Origin of the sequence: Streptomyces sp. NPDC058239 (assembly GCF_042882185.1) — a bacterium.
Lineage (GTDB): Bacteria > Actinomycetota > Actinomycetes > Streptomycetales > Streptomycetaceae > Streptomyces.
Genome location: NZ_JBHVWS010000100.1, coordinates 1 through 18,952 on the forward strand (window position 1 = coordinate 1; position 18,952 = coordinate 18,952).

Here is an 18,952-nt window from a genome sequence, read left to right on the forward strand (position 1 = left end):
CACGAGGATGTCCAGGACGTTGCCGTCCTGGTCGACGGCCCGCCACAGGTACTTCAGCTCACCGTTGATCCTGATGAACACCTCGTCCAGGTGCCACTTGTCACCGGGCCGGGGACCCGGCGACCGCGCCGGGTCGAGTCCGAGGGCGGCCGACAGGCCCCGTGGTTCGGGCGTACAGGTCAAGGACGCGCTGGGCACGCAAGGTCGTCTCGCCCAACGACTTCACCGACTTCGACCAGGTCAGGGATCGGCTCCGAGGGTTCGAAGCGCGTTCGCCGAGCTTGCCGAGCGGCATCGGTGGGAGTTGCGTGAGCGGCCACCGGCTCCAGCAACCGGTCCGGGAACGGCTGCAGCCACCCCACCTCCGCCGATCGGCCGGACACACCCGGTGTCAGCTGCCGCGGGTGCCGGTCGAGGAAGTCCAGACACACGTTCGTCGCGATCCGCGGCCGGGCTGCCCCAGTACGCCGACACGGTGGCTGCCGCGATCGGCGACCGCACTGGTTACCTTGGCCACAGCTGCGGGCGGGGTCCTTCTCGCGGTACGGCGGCGTCGCGCGCTGGTCACGACGGCGCTCGCGGTCGCCGCGGGTGCCGCGCTGCTCGGTCTGGCCGTGTGGCTGGGCCGCGCGTTCTATCTCGACAGCCTCCCGCCCGAGGTGTCGCAGCCGGCGGCCGGTTCCGTCTTCGACGCCCTGGCCGGCCCCGTACGTACCCTGGTCCGCCTGGTGATCACGCTCGGCGTCGTGGTGGCCTTCGCCGCGTGGCTCACCGGCGACGGCCGCGCCGCCACCCGCGTCAAGGCCATCTGGAGCGGCGGAATCGGTGCCGTACGGGACGCGGCCGGTGTCACCGGCGGCCCGCTCGGCAGGTGGGTGCACCGCGCAAGGGGCCTGCTGGACTGGACGGTGGTCGCGGTGGCCGCCGCGGTCCTGGTCGCGTGGGACCGGCCGACGGGTCCGGTCACCGTGTGGATCACGCTGTGCGCGCTGTTCGTCCTCGCCGTCGTCGAATTCCTCGACGCCGGCAGCGGGCCGCGTCCGGCGGTGCGCGGGTGATGAGCCGGGGCTCCTCCCCGGCGCCCCGCGGCTCCTCCCGGTCCGCGAACCGGCTCTTCCCGCAACGGGTGCCACCGTCCCGCAGGGCGGTGGCACCCGTCGTGTTCAGTCCCGGGCGAGGGCCTCCTTCAGCTCCGCCTCGTCCGGCGGGTTGGCACCGGCCCGTGCGACGGTCACGGCTGCCGAGGCCGCGGCGTGGCGCAGGACATCGGTCACGGTGGCCCGGTCCAGCGAACGCAGCCGATCGCGGCCGTCCGCACCGAGCAGTCCGTGCGAGGCGAGGGCGTGCAGGGTGCCCGACATGAAGGCGTCGCCCGCCCCCACCGTGTCGACCACGTCGGTGGGCAGCGCGTCGACCGTCACCTGCCCGCCGGGAAGGACGGCCAGGGCACCGTCGCCGCCACGGGTGACGAGGACGACGGCCGGGCCGGTGGCGAGCCACCGTTCGGCGACCTCCCGCGGCTCCCGGTCCGGATAGAGCCACTCCAGGTCCTCGTCGCTGGCCTTGACCACGTCGCTGAGCGCGACGCAGCGCTCGACCTTGCGGACGGCCGCGTCGTGGTCTCCCATCAGTTCGGCCCGCACATTGGGGTCGTAGCTGACGGTCGCGGACGTCCGCAGCGACTCGACGGCGGCGAGGACGGTGGCCGCGCCGGGTTCCATCACCGACGCGATGGAGCCGGTGTGGACATGGTGGGGCGGCCGGTCCAGGGTCACCGAGGCGAGCGTCCAGGTTATCTCGAAGGTGTACGCGGCCCGGCCGCCGCCGTCCAGGGTCACGGCGGCGGACGGGGTGGGCGCCGTGGCACCGTCCGTGCGGACTTCGAGGCCGGCAGCGGCCAGGTGCTCCTTGATCAGCTGTCCCTCGGCGTCCGGGCCGAGCTGGGTGAGCAGGGTGGCGCTATGCCCGAGCCTGGCCAGGCCGTACGCCACATTGGCCGGGCTGCCTCCCGGGTGGACCTGGTCGGGCGCACCCGGCAGCCGGACGATGTCGGCCACGCATTCGCCGATGACCAGCATGTCGAGTCTTTCGAGCATGAGAGTGGGATCTCCTAGAGTGCGGTGACGAAGGTGTCCTGGTAGGCGGTGCGGCCTCCGAACACATTGAGCCCGATTCTGCCGCGTGCATAGCGGGTGTCGGTCACATCGATGACCGGGCGGCCGTCGACGAACGCCTCGATCCGCCCGCCCCTGGCCCGGATCCGCAGCGGAAGGGTCACCCCGGTGCGTAGCAGCAGGGGCGCTTCGGCGAGTACGGTCGTCTGTCCGCCGTCCCTGCGGAAGAGCCGGGCCGTCCGCAGGTTCGGGTCGAGGTTGAAGGCGTATCCGTCGGCCGTGTCGGGGGTGGCGCGGAACAGCACGGATCCGGCACCGCTGGTGCAGTCCGGGCCGCCGAAGCGTATCAGCGTCGTCAGTTCCAGATCGCCGTACTCAGTGCCGGAGACTGCGGTCGAGTCCCGGTCGAAGACTCCGGTCCGGCCCGCGCCGGTGGTCGTCCAGTGCCCGGCCGGGACCACGGTGAGATCGCCGAGCCCACCGCTGCGGAACGCGGCACCGGCCGGAATCGCGGGCGCTTTCGGACCGGTGTCGGTCACCCGGTGGACGTCACGGAGCTCGTGGACGGTCAGCGTGACGATGCGGGCCGTGCCTCCGGCGGCGTAGAACGCCATGCCCCGGTCGTCCGGTTCGGGGAAGACAAGGCTGCTGATGGTGACCCGGCCGTCGCCGCCGAACACCTCGACCGAGGAGGTGTCCATGAACAGCCGTACCCGCAGCCGCCGTTCGCCGTCGACCATGTCGAGAGGCAAAGGTGTGGAGGTCCGTCCCGCGAAGTGTTCCGTGAAGTCGGAAACACCTGCGCGGGTACGGTCCACGAAGAGTTTCCCGGCGTCGACGTCGTAGCCGAGGAGGATCCGCCGGTCTCCCCCGGTCCGGAGCCGGAAGCCGAGTTCGGTCGCGGCGCCCGTGCGCGGCAGGGCGATCTCCGCCTCGATTTCGTACGAACGTCCCCGCACATCCGCGAGCGGGTTGACGGAGCCCGGACGCATCGTGACGCCCTTGACGGTGGTGCTGCTCGTGCGAAGGGTCTCGACCTCGACGGCGGGGCGTTGGACAAGTCCCCTGTCGGAGAGGGTCAGTTCGCGCGGGAGGCTGAGCTGGCCGTTCCATTCGCCGGTGGGGGCACTGAACGCGTAGTCCCAGTTGCTGAGCCAGCCGAGCTGGACACGTCGGCCGTCCGGCAGTCCGTAGAAGGTCATGGCGGCGTAGTAGTCGCGGCCCGCCTCGGCACGCAGCGGGGTGCCCGCCGTATCAGTGGTCGTGAAAGCGGTGCCGTCCCAGTCGCCGAGGAAGTACTCGGCCGCAGAGCCGTCGGTCGCGCGGACCGCGCCGGTGGACAGGGTGAGCACCCACCGCACCCGGTCCGGGTCACCGTCGACCGGCAGCGGGAAGAAGTCCGGGCACTCCCAGACTCCGCCGGTCACCCAGGCCCCGTATCCGAAGGATGAACGGTACGCCCAGTGCAACAGGTCGGTGGAGGTGAAGAAGCGGACGTGGTCGCCGCCGGAGACCGCCATCACCCACTGGTCGCGCTCGACGTCGCGGACGACCTTCGGGTCGCGGAAGTCCCAGCCACCGTCCGGGCCGCCGGGATTCTCCACCACGGGTTCGGTGCCGTACCACTTCCAGGAGCGGCCCTTGTCCTTGCTGTGGGCGACACGTACGGACTGGTTCCCGCCGGGCTTGTCAGGGTGGTAGCTGGTGTAGAAGGCGATCAGCCCCGTTCCTCCCCCGAAGAGGCCGCTGGCGTCATCGGAGTCGACCACGCACGACCCCGACCAGGTGTGGCCGAAGTCCGAGACCGGCAGCGCGACGGGGAGTGCACGCCAGTGCAGGAGATCGGTGGAGACGGCATGCGCCCACTGACCCGAGTCCTGGTGGAAGAGGTGGTATTCGCCCTCGTACCGGACGAGACCGTTGGGATCGCTGGTGTGCGAGGCGAGCTGGGTGTAGCGGTATGCGGGCCGGTAGGTGTCCGTGTAATACGTCTGCGGGGTGCGGGCCCTGACTTCCTGGAAGACGGCCGTGCCGCCGGTCGCGGCGAGTCCGACACTGGATCCGCCGGTGCGGGGCACGGTGGCGGTGAGGACCTCGACGCCGTCCACGGTCACGGTGACGGCCGTTCCCAGGGCGCGGACCTCGGTCCGGTAGGTGCCTCCTGCGGCGAAGGGCCGGACAGGCGGCGCGGCGCGGCCGAGTTCGGTGGTGTTCGTCCGGTCGAGGAGTCGTACGCCGGTCGCGTCGAGCCGTACCTCGTAGCCACCCGCGCCCGCTACGTCCGCGCGGACCACGAGGCCCGCGGTGGCCGCGCCGGCCAGGCCGATGTCGGCACCGATCAGTACGTCGCCGCCGGGGAACGGGGCGATGCGCAGCGCGCCGTCGCCCTCGGCCCGCAGCCCGCGCAGATCAGGTGTCCAGCCTCCGGACACCGTCGACCAGCCCTGAAGGTCCGTCACCAAACCGGTGATGGTGATGGCTTCGAAGAGTACGGACCCGTTGTGGGCCTGGACGCCGAGTCGGCCCGCCGCGTGGGTGGAGTCCTCGGCCGTGATGACGGGGGCGTAGCCGTCGGGGGTGATGAAGTCGGTCTGCCAGCGGACCTTGAGGTGTGGACCGTCCGCCTCGATGCGGATGCGGTACACGTTGTCCACGTCGATGGTGGTGCTGTACGTGCCGAGGGTGGTGTCACCGTCGATCCGGTAGAGCCGCAGCCGGTCCTGGTTCGGGTCGATCTGGATGCCGTAGCCGGACGTTCCCTGTGCGTCGGTGCGGAGCAGCAGGGCGGCGACCGCGTACGGATCGGTGATCCGGACGTCGGCCTGGTACGTGGTGTCGTACACCCGGGTGGACGCCATGGCAAGGCAGTTGGTGTCGGCGGGGGCCTGCGCCTGCCAGCCGAGAGTGGTGGCGGTCCAGGTGCCGCCGTCGGTGGTCCAGCCGGTGGCGTCGGTGGTGACGGAGCGCAGTCCGGGTGCCCCGAAGACGACTGTGCCGTTGTACGCGTGCAGCCCGGCGGCGCCGTATTCGTACGCCGTGTCCCGTGCGGCGAGCACCTGCTTGCCGTCCAGCAAAACGGTCAGCTCCGGCCCGTCCACGGCGACTTCGAGGAGATAGGTGGTGCCGGGAGACAGTGCGACGGAGACCGCCGGTACGAGGTCACGCCCGGTGGCCAGGTCGTACAGCCGTATCCGGTGCATGTTCGGGTCGATACTCGCCGCGTATCCGGCCGATCCGTCGTCGGCGGCGCGTACGACCAGTGAGCCGACCGCGTACGGCGATCCGGGGTCGATGGTGACGCGCGCCGCGTATCCGGCGACGGCTGCGACCCGCTGCTCGGACAGGGCGAGGGCATTGCGTTCGGCCCCCGTCACGACCCGCTGCCCGCCGTCGGCGGTACGGGACCAGGTGCCGGTGAGGCCGAGTGGATCGGGAATCGCGGCGAGGTCGCTGGGCAGCGACAGCGCGCGGTGGCCGGCCGCGTCCGGGGCCGGTGGCGCGGCCGACGCCCGGCCGGCCCCCGCGAGGGGGGCCAGCAGCGTCAGACCGGCCGAGGACAGGAGTGCACGCCGGGAAATGGACATGATCGTCTCCTCAGGGTGGGGGAAAACGGGTCGTTCAGGGCCAGAGCGGGCGGGGGCCGTCGAAGACCGCGGTCATCTGCCAGGCATCGAGCCGCTCCATGGCGACCGCTCCGACGGCGGCGATGCCGACGCCCAGGGCGTCGGGACGGGTCGGGTAGATCCTGGCGGCCAGCGCAAGCCCGTTGGCGAAGATCTCCAGCGCGGAGTGGTCGACGAGCACCCGCAGGTCCACGGCGCCGTCTCCGTTCAACGGAAGCTCCCCATAGCGGGGTTCGCTGTCGACGGACGGGTCGAGGCTGCTCGCCTCCCGGTGCAGCCGCAGGGTGCCCGTGGTGCCGTCCGCGGCGCGCGACACCTCGATCACGGTCCGCTCCGAACCGTCGACGCTCTCGCGCACCACGAGCCGGGCCGCGGCTCCGGGGGCGAGGCGCAGCGTGGTCTCGATGTCGAGCTGGTCGCCGGCCACGTCGTCGAGCCGTACGTACGTCCCGTCGGTGACGACGAACGCGGCGGTGTGCACGGCCTCACGGCGCAGGCGGGCGAGTTCCGGGACGGGTGCCTGGACGAGCCGACCGTCGGCCCCCAGGGTGACCACGCGCGGCAGGGACATCACACCGCACCAGCCGGCCTCGGCCATGGCGTCCTCGTCGCGGCCCTCCTGGAGCCAGCCGAACATGATGCGCCGTCCGAGTGCGTCGCGGGTGGACTGCGGGGCGTAGAAGTAGCGCTGGCCGTAGTCGAGTCGGTGGAGTTCGCGCGGGGTGAAGGTGTCGCCCTCGTACTGTCCGGTCCAGTACAGCGGATAGTGCGTGGCGCCTTCGTCCCAGGCGGAGAAGGCGAGGATGTCGGCGCCGTCGATCCGGAACAGGTCGACGCACTCCCACATCGTGCCGGTCCAGTCGAGGTCCGCTGCCGTGCCGGTGCTCGCGTCGCCGGTGAGCAGCGGGCCCACGTACCGCCAGCCGCGCAGGTCCTCGGATTCGTACAGGAACGCGGTGCCGCCGACGCCCCGGATGCCGGAGCCGACGAGCTGGCGCCACTTGCCGTTCTCGCGCCATACACAGTGGTCGCGGAAGGCCGTGAGGTCGCCCTCGGGCGGGGCGGCGATCACGGGGTTGGCGGGATCCTTGTGCCAGCTGCGCAGATCGGGCGAACCGGTTGCCACGCACGGGAGTTCGCGCTCGCCGTGCCGGCCGGAGTAGACGAGAGTGGGTGTGCCGCCGTCGTCGACGAGGACGCCGGACCAGCAGCCGTCCCGGTCGGGGCCGTCCGTGCCGGGGACGAGGGCGACGGGTTCGTCGGTCCAGTTGATCAGGTCGCGGCTGGTGGCGTGGCCCCAGTGGATGCGGTGGTGGGCGGCGGCGAGGGGGTTGTACTGGTAGAAGAGGTGGTAGACGCCGTTCCAATGGGCAAGCCCGTTGGGGTCGTTGAGCCAGCCGCCGGGAGCGGTGAAGTGGAAGCGGGGCCGGTGCGGGTCGAGGACGGCCCGTTCGGCCAGGCTCCTGCGCGCGTCCTGGTGGCGGGCGCGGGGCAGGGTGAGGTCGTGGGTCATGATCAGGTGTTCTCGGCTTCCGGGGTGGCCGCGGTCAAGACGCGGCGCGCGGTGGGGGTGGCGGGGGCGTAGAGGTGGCAGCGCACCCAGTGGGGCTGCCCGTCGTCCTCGGCGATGACATGGCGTACGGGCTCCGTGCGGCTGCATACGCCTTCGTCCTCGTACGGGCACGACTCGGGCGTCAGCACGGCGGCGCGCAGCCGGGCCCGTTCGACGGGGTCGTAGCCGTGGTCACGCTCCGGGTCGGGCACGGCGGAGAGCAGGAGCCGGGTGTACGGGTGGGCGGGGCGGTCCATCAGGGCGAGCGAGTCGCCGCCCTCGACGAGTTCTCCGGCGAACAGCACCTGCGTGGTGTCGGCAACGTAGCGGGCCGATGCCAGGTCGTGGGTGATGTGGAGCGTGGAGATGCCGTGTTCGTCGCGCAGCCGCCGCATCAGGTTGAGGATGCCGACGCGTACGGAGACGTCGAGCATCGAGGTCGGCTCGTCGGCGAGGACGAGACGGGGGTCGACGGCGAGCGCGCGGGCGATGGAGACGCGCTGTCGCTGGCCGCCGGAGAGTTCGTGCGGGTAGGACTGGAGCATGTCCTCGGTCAGCCCGACGGTGGTGATGAGTTCGCGCAGCTCGCTCTCGCCCGCGGGACGGCCGTGCACCAGCAGGGCGCGGCGCAGGAAGTGCTCGACGCGGTGGACGGGGTTGAGGGAGCCGAAGGGGTCCTGGAAGACCATCTGGACGGTGCCCCGGTAGGCGCGGGACGCCCCGCGTCTCTGGGTTCTCAGCACGTCCCGGCCCTCCAGCAGGATCTGGCCGGCGGTCGGCTGTTCGAGCCGGGCGAGGCAGCGGGCGAGGGTGGACTTGCCGCTACCGGACTCACCGACCAGGGCGACGATCTTCCCGTGCGGGATGTCGAGGTCGACGGCGTTCAGGGCGCGGTGGCGGTCGCGGGAGAACAGCCCGCCCATCCGGAAGTCCTTGGTGAGCCCGCGCACGCTCATCAGCGGGGTGCGGGTCGCGGTGGCCGGGGCGGTCATCGCGCGCCTCCACGGGTACGGGCGACGAAGCGGCCGTCGGCCACCTCGCGCAGATCGGGGATGTTCATGGAGCAGTCCGACCGGTCGTCGGGGCAGAGTGCGTGAAAACCGCAGTTGGTCTCCGTACGCGGCAGATCGGCGAGGCCGGTGAGTTCGACGCGCGGTCCGGTGAGCGGCGGGAACGCGTTCATGAGCGCCCGGGTGTACGGGTGCAGCGGGTCGGCGAAGAGCTCCTTGGCCGGGGCGAGTTCGACGAGCCGGCCACCGTACATCACGCCCATCCGGTGGGAGAGTTCGATCATCAGGGACATGTCGTGGGTGATGAAGAGGACGGAGAAGCCCAGTTCGCGCTGGAGGTCGCCGATCTGCGCCATGATCTCCTGCTGGACGACCACGTCGAGGGCGGTGGTCGGTTCGTCCATGATGAGCAGCGCCGGTTTCAGGGCCACGGCCATCGCGAGGACGACGCGCTGGCGCATGCCGCCGGAGAGCTGGTGCGGGTACGACTTGAGCCTGGCCGGGTCGATGCCGACGAGTTCGAGGAGTTCGCCGGAGCGCTCCCGGGCCCGGCGCTTCTTCATCCGCTCGTGGGTGGTGAAGATGTCGCCGATCTGCTCGCCGATGGTGAGGACCGGGTTGAGCGAGTTCATCGCGGACTGGAACACCATGGCGATCTCGCGCCAGCGGAAGGCGCGCAGTTCGCGCGGGTCCATGGCGAGTACGTCGCGTCCCTTGAACGTGACCGTTCCCGCGGTGATCCGCGCGGGCGGCTTGAGCAGGCGCATCAGGGCGTTGGCGACGGTCGACTTGCCGCAGCCGGACTCCCCTGCGAGACCGAAGATCTCTCCGGCGCCGATGGTGAGGGAGACGTTGTCGGCGCCGACGACGCCGCGGCCTTCCCCGCCGTACTCGACGCGCAGGTTCCGTACGTCGAGGACCGGGTTGTGAGAGGGCACAGTCTGAGAGGGCACAGTCATCGTTCAGCCCTTCCGGTCACGGTTCTTGGTTCGGCGTGCGCGCAGTCGCGGGTTGGTGATCTCGTCGACGGCGTAGTTGACCATCGCGAGGGCGAAGGCGACGAGGGCGATGCAGAGGCCGGAGGGCACGAACACCCACCAGGCGCCGGTCATCAGCGCGCCGTCGTTGCCCGCCCAGTAGAGGTTGGTGCCCCAGCTGACGACGGACGCGTCGCCGAGGCCGAGGAATTCGAGACCGGCCTGGGCCCCGATGCCGAAGATGACGCAGCCCAGCAGGGTCGTCATGACGACGGAGGCCATGTTGGGAAGAATCTCCCGGAACATGATCCGGATCGGGCGTTCACCCGTGACGACGGAGGCGGCGACGAAGTCCTTGCCGCGGATCGACTTGGCCTGGGCGCGCAGCACTCGTGCCGAACCGGCCCAGCCGGTGACGACGAGGACCAGGATGACGGTCGCCGTGCCCGGCGGCATGAACGCGGCGAGGATGACGAGCAACGGCACTCCGGGTACCAGCAGGAAGATGTTGGTGACGAGGGAGAGCACGTCGTCGACGATCCGGCCGAAGTAGGCGCAGGCCATGCCGACGAGCACGGCGAGGGCGGTCGCGGCGATGCCGACGGAGAATCCGACGAGCAGCGAACTGCGCGCACCCCACAGGGTCAGCGCGAGGACGTCCTGCCCCTTGGCTGTCGTACCGAGCGGATGGGACGCCGACGGCGAGCCGGCGCCCAGGCTGTTGATCTTCGACGGGTCGCCGGGTGCGATCACCGGTGCCAGCAGGGCCAGCAGGACGAACACCACCAGGACGACTGCTCCGAACAGTGCCTTGCGGTTGGCGAGCAGCGACCGCAGCAGCCCGGCCCGGGCGCGCGGCGGCTTCGGGGTCGCGGTGGCCGGCGGTGCGGTCGGTGGCGCGGCGGGCTCCGTGTGGGAGTCGAGGACACTCATGGGTCTTCTCCTTCTCCGGCCGCTCAGCGGACGCGCACACGCGGGTCGAGACGGACATGGACGAGGTCGACGAGGAAGTTGGCGACCAGTACGGCGGCGGTGATCGTGAGGAAGATCCCCTGCATCAGCGGGTAGTCGAGGCCCTGGACGGCGGCGAGCAGCTGGAAACCGACGCCCGGGTAGGCGAAGACGACCTCGGTGAGCAGCGCGCCGCCGACCACGAATCCGAGCGCCATGCCGAAGTTGGTGACGGACGGGAGCATCGCGTTGCGTGCCGCGTACCGGAACATGATCCTGTTCGGGCTGAGGCCCTTGGCCTCGGCCATCGTGATGTAGTCCTCGGCGACCGTGGCGATCACGGTGTTGCGCATGCCGAGCATCCAGCCGCCGATCGACACCAGGACGATGGTCAGCGCGGGCAGGAAGAGGTGCGAGGCGGCGTTGGAGACGAAGGCCCAGGACAGGTCGGGGCTGAGACCGACGTCGAAGGCGTGCCGCATGGGGAACCAGCGGAGCGTCATGCCGAAGAGGTAGAGCGCGCCCATGGCGAGCCAGAAGTACGGGAACGAGCCGGCGAAGACGAGCAGCGGCGGGAACACCGAGTCGAGCAGGCCGCCGCGCCGCCATGCGGCAAGGATGCCCAGCAGGTTGCCGACGACGACGGCGATGACCAGGGCGGTGCCACCGAGCAGCAGCGTCCAGCCGATCTGGGAGGCGATGACCTCGGAGACGGGGGTCGGGAAGCGGGAGATGGAGATGCCCATGTTCCCGGTGCAGACGTCCTTGACGTAGTCGGCGTACTGCTGCCACATCGGCCGGTGGTCGAGGCCGAAGAGCCGGCGGAGCTGGTCGATCTGCTCCGGTTGCATCTGGCTCTGGGAGCGCGCGAACATCCGGGAGACCGGATCGCCCGGCATGAAGCGGGGCAGCATGAAGTTCAGAGTGATGGAGGCCCAGAAGGCCAGCAGGTAGAAGCCCAGGTTGCGCAGGATGTAACGCACTGGTCCCCTCCGTATCTATGAGGGCCGGTGGCCCGCCTGTGGTGTCGGCGCGGGCGGGCCACCGGAGTGACGGTGTGTCAGTGCGGTCAGTTCTTGACGGGCTTCAGGCTCGTCAGGACGAGAACCGTCGTGTCGCCGCGGTTGGTGAGCGTGGCGTACGGGTTGTCCTCGGTGGGCCAGCCGGTGAACCGGGTGTCGGTGTACGCGCCCCACTCCGGGCCGGGGAAGAGGGGTACGACGGGCGCGTCCTCGGCGAACAGCTTCTGCAGGCCGTCGACCGCCTCGCGCTGCCCTGCCTCGTCGGTGGCGGCGGCGAACCGGTCGAGGAGGCCGTCGGCCTTCTTGTCGCCGAAGCGGTGGTAGTTGCTGACCGCCTTGGTGCCGACCGGCTTGACCGATTCGGTGCCCATGGTGGTCCGGTAGAACTGGAAGGGAGTGGCGCCGTTGTCGCTCCAGACGATGCCGGTGTCGTAGTCCCCGGTCTCGTAACCGCTGACGACGGCGGCCCAGTCCGGTGACTTCACCTTCGCGGTGACACCGATCTCGGCGAGGTTCTGCTTGATGATGTTGGCGACGGACAGCCAGTCGGACGAGGCGGAGCCGACCGAGATGGTGAAGGTGAACGGCTTTCCGTTCCTGAGCTTCCGGTTGCCGTCGGGGCCCTTCTCGTAGCCCGCGTCGTCGAGCGCCTTAGCCGCCGCGGCGGAGTCGTGCTTCGTCCAGGTGCAGGAGGCGGCGAGCGTCTTGTCGCGCCACTTGTCGTAGCCACCGGACAGGCCCGTGCAGTCGGCAGGCTGTGTGTAGCCGTTCATGCCGACCTTGGTGACGCTGTCGCGGTCGACGGCCTGGCTGAGCGCCTTGCGCACCTTCGGGTCGTCGAACGGCGCCTTGGTGGTGTTCATCGTCCATTCGACCATCGAACCGGTCTTCGGGTACCAGTACTTGTTGTGCTTCGGGTCCTTGGCCACGAAGCTCTTCTGCACATCGGGGATGAACGACTGGGTCCAGTCCGCCTCACCGTTGACGAAGGCCAGGTTGGCGCTGTCATTGCCGGAGAAGCCGAGCACCCGGATTCCGTCGATCCGCTGCTTCTTCGGCTGCCAGTACTCCGGGTTCCTGCGGAGCTCGTAGGACTGGCTCTGGAAGTTGGCGACCTCGGTGTACGGGCCGGTGCCGACCGGGTTCGGGTTGGTGTCCTTCGCCGGGTCCTTGGCCTTCTCCCAGATGTGCTTGGGCACAATGATCTGCTTGCCCAGCTCGAACAGGCCGGGCGAGTACGGCTTGGTGAGGGAGAAGACGACCTTGTCGGTGCCTTCGGCCTTCGCCGTCCGCAAATACTCGTAGCCGCCGAGCAGCTTCTTCTGCAGGCCGAAGGTGTACGCGACGTCCTCGGCGGTCAACGGTTTGCCGTCGGACCACTTGACGCCGTCCCGCAGGGTGAACGTCACGGTCTTCCCGTCCGTCGACGTTTCCCAAGAGGTGGCCAGCCAGGGGGTGGCCCTGCCGTCGGCGGGGTTGTAGACGAGCATCGCCTCGTAGATGGCCTGGGTGGTCATGGGGGCCACCACCTGACCGGGCGCGAACGGGTTGAAGTTCCGGGTGAAGGTGGCGAAGTCCTCGCGGGGAATCGTCAGGAGCTGATGACCGGAGGTGTCCCCCGCGGCGTTCGTACCGGTGCCGCTGCACGCCGTGAGCAGCAGGGCCGCGGCGGCGACGGGGGCGACGAGCGCGGCGGGCCGGAGGCGCCGGGCACGTATCGACGGTGCCATAATATGTTTTCTTCTCTCTCTTCAATTGACCGAAGACGGGTGAGGATTCCCGTCGGACTGATTCGCGGTCAGACCGACGAGCGTTCGATCAGCGGGCAGTCGACCGTCACCTGTGTAGTGGTGAGCGGCTGTCCCGCTGTGAGAGCTCCGAGCATGTCCACGCCCTTGGCTCCCATGGCCTCGAACGGCAGGGCCACCGTGGTGAGGCCGGGCCGGAGGTAGGCGGCGATGAGTTCCTGGTTGTCGAATCCGATGACGGCGATGTCGCCCGGGATCCGCAGTCCGCGTTCCTTGATGGCGTCGTAGGCGCCCATCGCCGTCCGGTCGTTCCCGCAGAACAGGGCCGTGGGGCGGCGGCCGTTCTCGCGGTCGAGCAGTTCACAGGCCGCGGCGTACCCGCCGTCGGCGGTGGCACCTCCGGGTACGACCAGGCTGTCGTCGATGTCCAGACCGGCCTCGTGCAGGGCCTGTTCGTACCCCTGCCGTCGGCCCACGGCGGCCGGGATGCCCGTGTCGAGGTTGATGAATCCGATACGCCGGTGGCCCGCGTCGAGCAGCCGCCGGGTCGCGGTGTGGCCGCCCGCCACCTCGTCGGGCACGACGGACGGCAGGGCGCGTTCGGCGTCGAAGCAGTTCACCAGGACGACCGGCACTTCGCGGGCGGCGGGCGGAAGTGTCACCGCACGGTGCCAGGTCGTGGCGTACAGAAGCCCCTCGGCACGCTGTTCCAGAAGTTTGTCGAAGGCGGCGGCCTCCATCGCGGGATCCCGGTCCCCGGCGGTGATGAGCAGAAACTTCTCCTCGGCCCAGGCCCGGTCCTGCGCCCCCTTGATCACATCCACGGCGAACGGCGCGGTGACGATCTCGGTGATCAACCCGTACCACTCGCTCCGCTTGGCGGCGAGCGCCCGCGCTCCCGCGTTGGGCCGGTACCCGAGCTCCTCGATCGAGGCCCGGATGCGGACCCGGGTCTCCTCGGGGATCCCGGCATCGGCACGCTCGTTGAGGACGAAGGAGACGGTGGTGCGCGAGACCCCGGCATGGCGGGCGACATCGCTCATCGTCACGCGTCGCGCCTTGTTCGTGGCCACTTCCGATACCCCCTGTGTCCCGCCGATGACGGGCGTGCTTTGGTTACGCGCTTTAGTAACGCGCGTTAGTGAGATGTTGCAGGCAAGTTACGAGGGGTTGGCGGACGGTGTCAAGAGGTGTGACAGACGAAGTCCCCCGGCCCGGGAATTCGCCGTGGGGGGCGGGGGACTTCGTCCGCCAGCGGGCCGGTTCGGGTCCATTGGCGGGTCCGGTCACGGGTCCGTTCAGGTCCGTACGTGGGCCGGTTCGGGTCGGTTCAGGTCCGTTCGCGGGTCAGGAGGCGCCTTTGCGCCCCTCCTCCCCGTACCGGCGCTCGAACTTGGCGACCTGTCCCTCGGAGTCGACGACGCGGGCCTTCCTTGTGGAGAACGGGTGGCTCTCCGCGGAGATCTCCACGTCGATGACGGGGTAACTGTTGCCGTCGTCCCAGTCGATCGTCTGCTCGCTCGACGCGGTGGACCGGGTGAGAAAGGCGTAGCCCGCCGAACGGTCACGGAAGACCACGGGACGGTAGGGCGGGTGCTTGTCCTGCTGCGTGCCTGCTCCTGGGGACGTGCGGGGCCGGCTCGGGGCGCTCCTGGCCAGCCTCGCGAACCGGGACGGTCGGCGCGATCGCTGGCGTCCGTACGGGGCATCGGCGCACGCGCGCCGCGCGGCGGGCGGGACGGCCACGCGCCGGCCCTCGTACGTCATCGCCGACGGGCGGCGGCCTGGTACGGCTGGCCCCGCGCCGGGGCGCGCAGCTTTCTCAGGCCCCGGCAGCCGCGTCGACACCGAGTCCCGTCAGGAACGCCGCATCTTCCGGGGTGGGCCGGAAGCGGCTCCAGACCAGCCGTTCCGTGCGGGCGGGCGCATCGCGGACGGGCAGCACATGTACGCCGGTCAGTTCGGCCGCGAAGGCGGCCGGCAGCATGGCGAGGCGTTGTCACGTTGTTGGGTGTGTGGGCGTCTGACTGTGCGTCGAGGTGTGGTGGGGCCGGGTGCCGGCCTGGGCTCAGGCCGCAGTAAGTCGGCCGGTGACGCCGGTGATCTGCTCCCAGGTAGTGAAGCGGATGGTCATTTCGGCTCGGTGTTCGGATGCGGTCATCAGGTGGCGTCGGGGCCGGAAGCGGGGTGAGATACCGCTGAACGCGGACAGGAACCGCTGGGCCCCACCCGCGCTGCGGAAGCCCTTCATGGCCCGTTCGCGTTGCCTCGTCGGCTGGTGACTGTTCTCGGCCCGGTTGTTCAATCCCTTGTGGGAGCGGTGCTCCACCGAGGGCATGACCTCGCGGTGGGCGGCGCCGTAGGAACGCAGCTTGTCGGTGACGACCACCCGCGGCACCCCGCCCGTCGTCGTCATCAGCCTGCGGAAAAAGCGCCTGGCCGCGGCCGTGTCCCGCCGGTTCTGCACCAGGACGTCCAGGACATTGCCATCCTGGTCGACAGCCCGCCACAGATACTTCTGCTCACCGTTGATCTTGATGAAGACCTCGTCCAGATGCCACTTGTCCCCCGGCCGTGGCTGTCGGCGGCGCAGCGCGTTGGCGTACGCCTGCCCGAACTTCAGACACCAGCGGCACACGGTCTCGTGGGACACGATGACACCGCGCTCGAGCATCAGCTCCTCGACTTCACGGAAACTGAGCGGGAACCGGAAGTACAGCCACACACAGTGCGCGATGATCTCGACCGGGTACCGGTGCCCCCTGTACGACGGCGACACGCTCCCCACGGACGATCCCCCTCCACCGTGATCAACCCGAGGATCCTCCCACGCCACCCGCCAACGTGACAGCGCCGGCTGGAGAACCGATCTGGGCGATGGCCGCCCGCATGATCTGGGGACCCACTCCACCGGACGTCAACCGGCACCGGAACAACAAGCGGTTCGACCAGCGCAACCGGACAGGGGCTGCGCGCGCCCGCGTGGTCTCCCAGGCCGTGGCCGACGGCCGAGGGATACCCGTCGACTCGGACCTGTGGGCCGGCTGGCATGCATACCCACTCCAGTGCCCGGACGCCGCGCACATCCAGAGCGAGGACGGAACGTCAGCGCCATGGCGCACGCAGATCAGCGCCATTGAACTCGCCTTCGAACTGCACATGCTCAGAGCAGCGATCTACGTCTTCGTCGCGGCCTTGACCCTGATGCGCGACTCGGAAGTCCAAGAGATTCAACGCGACGCCGTACGGACTTACTTCGGATCCCCCGCCGTCTGCTCTCGCAAGACCAAGCTGGACCCCACGCGCCCGGAACTGTACTGGTGGATCATCGAGCCAGTCGCCGAGGCCCTCGCGGTCCTCGAGCACCTGTCCTGGCATCCCACCCACCTGTTCGCAACCCTGCGCCCGCCCACCGGCAAGCAGACCCACACGGAGCCCGGGATCCATTCCGACGCCGAGATCGACTTCTTCATCAACGGCGTCAACACCATCGCCCACCGGCACGGCCTGGCCAGGATCCCGCCCTCCCACGTCCGTTCCCACATGTTCCGCAAGACCATGTCGCAGCTCGCCGGACGGGAACCAGACTCCGAGGTCGCGCTCGGCCTGCAGCTCAAGCACGCCGCGCGCCGCGCGCTGGCCAACCGCACCACCCAGGCGTACGCGCAGATGGATGCGAGCTGGGCCAAGGAATTCGACACCGAACTGCAGCAGGCCGCCGCCCGCAAGCTCGTGGACCTGCTCCGCGGCCGCCGCCAGGGGGAACGCGTCGCGGTCGGCCGCGGCGCCGCCCGCCTCCACGCCGGCCTCGACAAGGTCCTCGACACCATCGACAACAACCCGCAGCTTCGGGCACAGATCGCCGACGAGCGAGTCGAAGAGGCCCTGCTCGCGGACGAATTCCCCAACCTGCACCTGGGCACCATCAACCACTGCATGTTCGACGCCCCGCAGGCCGAATGCCAAGACGAGCTCCCCGTAGCCCAACGCGGACTGGCCCCACTACTCGGCGCCTGCCAGCCGGCCCGATGCCGCAACTCGACCATCACTCGCGCCCACGCCCCGTACTGGGTCGCTGAAGAGGACGACCTGACCGCTCGGTCCAAGGAGCCGGGGCTGTCACCGCCGCGCCGGGAAGCGGTCTTCGTTCGACTTACCGACGTCCAGCGCATCACCCGCGCGCTCGAAGAGGAAGGCACTGCCTGATGCCCGTATCCGCAACGTCCGCCGACAAGCTGAGAGCGGCCATGACCCGGCTGCTGGCTGGCGTGCCCCTGCACACCGACGGTGCACTCACCAAGGAGAACCTCGCCCGTGAGGCACAGGTCAGTCACGCAACCGTGCACCGCGCCGAAGACGTCCTCGCCGAGTGGCACGCGAAGGTCACCCGCCCCGTCCTGCGCACGCCCGGCGAGGTCCAGCGCGACGAGACGATCACCGATCTTCGGAAGAAGCTGCGGGAGGCGAGGGAGCATGCTGCTGAGCAGCAAGGAAAACTCGAAGCTCTCGCAACAGTAACGGCGAACCTCTACGCCGAGAACCTCACGCTGAAGAAGCGGCTCGGGCGCAAAGGCGTGGCGGTCTTGCCCACTCATGAACACGAGTAGCCATCAGGCGCGACGGGCAACGCGGCGCCCGTCGTCGGCCTTGCGGTCAAGTGGCGGACACCTCGAGGTGACGCGCCCTTGTCATCCACCCGGCGGCGGTTCGCCGACGCCGGACTCGTCGACCACGCCTTCCTCACCTTGCCCGTGTTCGGGTGTCGTACGGGTCAACGGGCCCTCAGGACATTCCGCCATCACTCTGCTCCCCGCCGGGGCTAACTAACGGCTCATGAGAGACGCCGCGCACCTGACCCCAGCCGGACGGTGACGCCCTCGGGGGTCAGGGGGGTGTGCTCCGCCGAGCACTGGACGGTGACGTGGACCGGGGCTCCGCAGTCAGTGTGGGTCACGTCCAGGACGGGGCCCGGGCTCTCGGGGCCGACGGCGTACGTCTCGCCCCACTGGCTGAGCGCCACCAGGACGGGCCACAGGTCCCAGCCCTTACGGGTCAGGTGGTACTCGTTACGGGAGCGGCGGCCAGGCTCCCGGTAGGCGACAGCCTTCAACACGCCGGCTGCGGTCAGCTTCCGCAGGCGGTCGCTGAGGACGGCCTCCGACAGGCCGATGTGACGTTGGAAGCTGTCGAAGCGGCGCACCCCGTTGACGGCGTCGCGCAGGATCAGCAGCGTCCATTTCTCCCCGACCACATCCAGCGCACGCTGGACTGGGCAGTTCTCCGTGCTCACCTCAAGCCACTCCATCCGGTCATCGTAGAGCCTCTGGCTTCAACATTGACAGTCAGATGAGGGCACAGCTAGCTTCACTTGGGAAAGCCAGATGATCAGAAGGAAGGCGCTGGGCTGTGGGGCGAACACGTACGTACAGCTGGGACGATCCGGCGATCCCGGCGCAGGCCGCTGCGGGCATGGCCGGTCTCGACTTTCTGCGCGAGGTGCAGGCGGGGCGGCTTGCCGCGGCGCCCGTCGGCCGGACCCTCGACTTCGCCCTGGACGAGGTGGAACACGGCAGGGCGGTCTTCTCTCTGGTGCCGGGCGAGGAGCACTACAACCCGATCGGCAGCATGCACGGCGGCGTGTTCGCCACGCTGCTCGACTCCGCGGCGGGCTGCGCCGTCCAGTCCACGCTTCCGCAGGGGATGGCGTACACCTCGCTCGATCTGACCGTAAAGTTCCTGCGACCGGTCACCGTGGACACGGGCCGGGTGCGCGCCGTCGGCACGGTGGTCAGCGGTGGTCGCCGAACCGCCCTCGCCCAGGCCCAGTTGGTCGACGCGGCGGACCGCCTGCTCGCGCACGCCACCAGTAGCTGCCTGCTCTTCCCGGTGCCCGTGTGACGTTCTGAGTCAGCGAGACACCGCGATGCCGGTGACCGGTTCATCGGTCACCGGCAT

The 18,952-nt window shown here is 69.7% G+C and carries 17 protein-coding genes and 1 pseudogene; 4 read left to right on the forward strand and 14 right to left on the reverse strand.

The features are described from left to right. Positions 1 to 114, reverse strand: a pseudogene (locus ACFVYE_RS45910) (DDE-type integrase/transposase/recombinase); the annotation flags it as partial. Between the two features lie 395 nt (positions 115 to 509). Here ACFVYE_RS45910 and ACFVYE_RS45915 point away from each other — a divergent pair. Next, the gene (locus ACFVYE_RS45915) at positions 510 to 1,058 is read left to right on the forward strand and encodes a hypothetical protein (protein WP_383979883.1); all 549 of its coding nucleotides are present in this window, start codon (positions 510 to 512) and stop codon (positions 1,056 to 1,058) included. Between the two features lie 105 nt (positions 1,059 to 1,163). On the opposite strand, the gene ACFVYE_RS45920 is transcribed toward ACFVYE_RS45915, so the two are convergent. The 12 genes from ACFVYE_RS45920 to ACFVYE_RS45975 form a co-directional block, all read right to left on the reverse strand. Continuing rightward, positions 1,164 to 2,096 carry a carbohydrate kinase gene (locus tag ACFVYE_RS45920; RefSeq protein ID WP_383974601.1) on the reverse strand — a complete coding sequence of 311 codons (933 nt, stop codon included), beginning with the start codon at positions 2,094 to 2,096 and terminating at the stop codon, positions 1,164 to 1,166. Positions 2,097 to 2,110: 14 nt separating this feature from the next. Then, positions 2,111 to 5,698 (reverse strand): GH32 C-terminal domain-containing protein, encoded by a 3,588-nt coding sequence (locus ACFVYE_RS45925; protein ID WP_389609515.1) that lies wholly within the window; start codon positions 5,696 to 5,698, stop codon positions 2,111 to 2,113. Positions 5,699 to 5,732: 34 nt separating this feature from the next. After that, positions 5,733 to 7,250, reverse strand: coding sequence for a glycoside hydrolase family 32 protein (locus tag ACFVYE_RS45930; RefSeq protein WP_389609517.1), 1,518 nt, complete (start codon positions 7,248 to 7,250; stop codon positions 5,733 to 5,735). Positions 7,251 to 7,252: 2 nt separating this feature from the next. Next, the gene (locus ACFVYE_RS45935; protein ID WP_383974609.1) at positions 7,253 to 8,281 is read right to left on the reverse strand and encodes an ATP-binding cassette domain-containing protein; all 1,029 of its coding nucleotides are present in this window, start codon (positions 8,279 to 8,281) and stop codon (positions 7,253 to 7,255) included. Then, a complete protein-coding gene (locus ACFVYE_RS45940; RefSeq protein ID WP_383974612.1) occupies positions 8,278 to 9,237 on the reverse strand; it encodes an ABC transporter ATP-binding protein in 960 nt (319 codons plus the stop codon). Before ACFVYE_RS45940 ends, ACFVYE_RS45935 begins: the two co-directional genes overlap by 4 nt. 24 nt (positions 9,238 to 9,261) lie before the next feature. Next, positions 9,262 to 10,209 carry an ABC transporter permease gene (locus tag ACFVYE_RS45945; RefSeq protein WP_383974615.1) on the reverse strand — a complete coding sequence of 316 codons (948 nt, stop codon included), beginning with the start codon at positions 10,207 to 10,209 and terminating at the stop codon, positions 9,262 to 9,264. A gap of 23 nt (positions 10,210 to 10,232) precedes the next feature. Then, positions 10,233 to 11,210: an ABC transporter permease gene (locus ACFVYE_RS45950; RefSeq protein WP_383974618.1), complete on the reverse strand. Its 978-nt coding sequence runs from the start codon at positions 11,208 to 11,210 to the stop codon at positions 10,233 to 10,235. A gap of 86 nt (positions 11,211 to 11,296) precedes the next feature. After that, on the reverse strand, positions 11,297 to 12,979 hold the full coding sequence (locus ACFVYE_RS45955) for an ABC transporter substrate-binding protein (RefSeq protein ID WP_383974621.1): 1,683 nt from the start codon (positions 12,977 to 12,979) through the stop codon (positions 11,297 to 11,299). 68 nt (positions 12,980 to 13,047) lie between these two features. Continuing rightward, complete coding sequence (locus tag ACFVYE_RS45960) at positions 13,048 to 14,070, reverse strand: LacI family DNA-binding transcriptional regulator (protein ID WP_383974624.1); 1,023 nt, start codon at positions 14,068 to 14,070, stop codon at positions 13,048 to 13,050. A gap of 274 nt (positions 14,071 to 14,344) precedes the next feature. Next, a complete protein-coding gene (locus ACFVYE_RS45965; RefSeq protein ID WP_383974641.1) occupies positions 14,345 to 14,656 on the reverse strand; it encodes a type B 50S ribosomal protein L31 in 312 nt (103 codons plus the stop codon). A 163-nt stretch (positions 14,657 to 14,819) separates the two neighbouring features. Then, on the reverse strand, positions 14,820 to 14,984 hold the full coding sequence (locus ACFVYE_RS45970; RefSeq protein ID WP_383974627.1) for a hypothetical protein: 165 nt from the start codon (positions 14,982 to 14,984) through the stop codon (positions 14,820 to 14,822). Between the two features lie 81 nt (positions 14,985 to 15,065). Continuing rightward, on the reverse strand, positions 15,066 to 15,785 hold the full coding sequence (locus ACFVYE_RS45975; protein ID WP_383974629.1) for an IS6 family transposase: 720 nt from the start codon (positions 15,783 to 15,785) through the stop codon (positions 15,066 to 15,068). 101 nt (positions 15,786 to 15,886) lie between these two features. Between ACFVYE_RS45975 and ACFVYE_RS45980 the strand changes: the two genes are divergently transcribed. Together ACFVYE_RS45980 and ACFVYE_RS45985 are read left to right on the forward strand one after the other, a co-directional pair. Next, entirely contained in the window at positions 15,887 to 17,203 is a 1,317-nt protein-coding gene (locus ACFVYE_RS45980) for a hypothetical protein (protein ID WP_389609521.1), read from the forward strand. Then, positions 17,203 to 17,604, forward strand: a complete 402-nt coding sequence (locus ACFVYE_RS45985) for a hypothetical protein (RefSeq protein ID WP_383974635.1) — start codon at positions 17,203 to 17,205, stop codon at positions 17,602 to 17,604. The genes ACFVYE_RS45980 and ACFVYE_RS45985 overlap by 1 nt, the downstream gene beginning before the upstream one ends. Positions 17,605 to 17,828: 224 nt before the next feature. On the opposite strand, the gene ACFVYE_RS45990 is transcribed toward ACFVYE_RS45985, so the two are convergent. Next, entirely contained in the window at positions 17,829 to 18,302 is a 474-nt protein-coding gene (locus tag ACFVYE_RS45990; protein WP_383974637.1) for a winged helix-turn-helix transcriptional regulator, read from the reverse strand. A gap of 101 nt (positions 18,303 to 18,403) precedes the next feature. Here ACFVYE_RS45990 and ACFVYE_RS45995 point away from each other — a divergent pair, with 101 nt between their 5' ends. Then, positions 18,404 to 18,895, forward strand: a complete 492-nt coding sequence (locus tag ACFVYE_RS45995; protein WP_331750379.1) for a PaaI family thioesterase — start codon at positions 18,404 to 18,406, stop codon at positions 18,893 to 18,895. Positions 18,896 to 18,952 lie beyond the last annotated feature (57 nt).